Annotated in this window: 1 protein-coding gene and 1 pseudogene; one reads left to right on the forward strand and one right to left on the reverse strand. The window is 64.1% G+C overall.

Features of this window, described 5'->3' with window-relative positions; translation table 11 throughout:
- On the forward strand, window positions 1–1,040 hold a 1,040-nt coding region (locus EN893_RS32570; protein WP_164901331.1), incomplete at its 5' end, for a DEAD/DEAH box helicase.
- Between the two features lie 103 nt (window positions 1,041–1,143).
- On the opposite strand, the pseudogene EN893_RS32575 reads toward EN893_RS32570, so the two are convergent.
- Window positions 1,144–1,725: pseudogene (locus tag EN893_RS32575) on the reverse strand (alpha/beta hydrolase); the annotation flags it as partial.

A 1,725-nucleotide genomic window follows, 5' to 3' on the forward strand; every position in this document is an offset into this window, starting at 1 on the left:
GCTTCAGTCAGGTGAAGAAGGTTGCTCCCGGCGTCGACATCCTGATCGCCACGCCCGGCCGGTTGACCGACCTTGTGCGTGAGGGCGACCTCGTGCTTGCCGACACCAAATGGCTGGTGCTCGACGAAGGCGACCGCATGCTCGACATGGGCTTCATCAACGACGTCAAGCGCATCGCCAAGGCGACGGCGCCCGACCGTCAGACGGTGCTGTTCTCGGCGACCATGCCCAATGAAATCGCCGAACTGGCCAAGGGCCTGCTGAAGAACCCGATCCGCGTCGAAGTCGCGCCGCAAAGCACGGCGGCGGCCGAGATCGTGCAGGGCGTCGTCTTTGCCCGCACCAAGCAGAAGCGCCAGGTTCTGTCGACGATGCTCGCCGACGAGGCGATGAAGTCCGTCATCATCTTCTCGCGCACCAAGCATGGTGCCGACAGGGTGACCAAGGACCTAGAGCGCGACGGCTTCAAGGCCGCCGTCATCCACGGCAACAAGTCGCAGAATGCCCGCCAGAAAGCGCTGAACGATTTCCGCGACGGCTCGGTGCGCATTCTGGTGGCGACCGACATTGCGGCGCGCGGCATCGACGTCCCCGGCATCAGCCATGTCGTGAATTTCGACCTGCCTGATGAAGCCGAGAGCTACGTCCACCGCATCGGACGTACCGGCCGCAACGGCATGGACGGCATCGCGATCACGCTTTGCGATCCTTCCGAGAACAGCAAGCTGCGCCAGGTCGAGCGCATCATCCGCACCAAGCTGCCGATCGTTGCCGACCATCTCGGCAGCCCCGATCCGCTGCGCAATCCGGCTGAAAAGAACGAGCGCTTCGAGCCGGCCAATGATCGCAACGACCGCAATGGCCGTCGCGACGGCAGGCGGCCCGGTGGCGAGAACAAGGGCAACGGCTTTGGCAAGAAGCGCTTCGGCGACAAGCCTGCCTTCGCAGGCGAGCGCAAGCCGGAAGGCGCCAAGCCGGCCTTCAAAGGCAACAACAAGCGTCGCTTCGGCGGCAAGCGTCCGGCTGCGCGGGCTGCGTAAGCCAGATCGCGTTGTAATCAGTCAGGCTTAGCCTGGCTGATTGCCGGGACAGACCAAGGAAAGGGCGGCTGAAGCGATGCTTCGGCCGCCCTTTTTCGTCGGCTTACTTCACCACCGCTTCGATCCAGACGGCGATCCTTTGCGCCAGAAACGCCGTGGTCGATGGCGACAGCGCGTCGCCGGCAATGACGTGACTGTCCGGGTCGCCGGTGTCATCGACCGGAACCAGTTCATGCGGCGCGCCCCAGCGCCCGGCAATCTCGCGGGTGCGGTCGGCCCGCACCACTTTGTCCGAATCAGAAAAGATGAACAAAGCAGGGATGGTCGCCTTCTCCACCGGCGCGCCATAGGCAAGCTCGGTCAGCGCCTGCATCGGCAAGGTTGCTTCGATCGGATAGCGGGTGGTCCAGAATTCTTCATTCAGCGCGTTGCGCGGCACGAAGCTGTGTTCCTTGCCGGCGACCAGCCTGGCAATTTGTTTGCCCCACGGCATGGTCAGGATCTCGGCGCCCGAAGCCTTGACGCCGAAGTTCGGGGAGATGAACGCAATCGCCGCCACCTCGTCCGATGCACCGGGCTGCGTTGCCGCCCAGACCGCCAGCGAGCCGCCGGTCGACGTCGAGATGACGATCACCTTGTCGCCGATCGCCCGGCCGATGGCGAGCGCTTCCTCATAGTCGTTGAT

It is taken from the genome of Mesorhizobium sp. M7A.F.Ca.CA.004.04.2.1, from assembly GCF_004022825.1.
GTDB lineage: Bacteria > Pseudomonadota > Alphaproteobacteria > Rhizobiales > Rhizobiaceae > Mesorhizobium.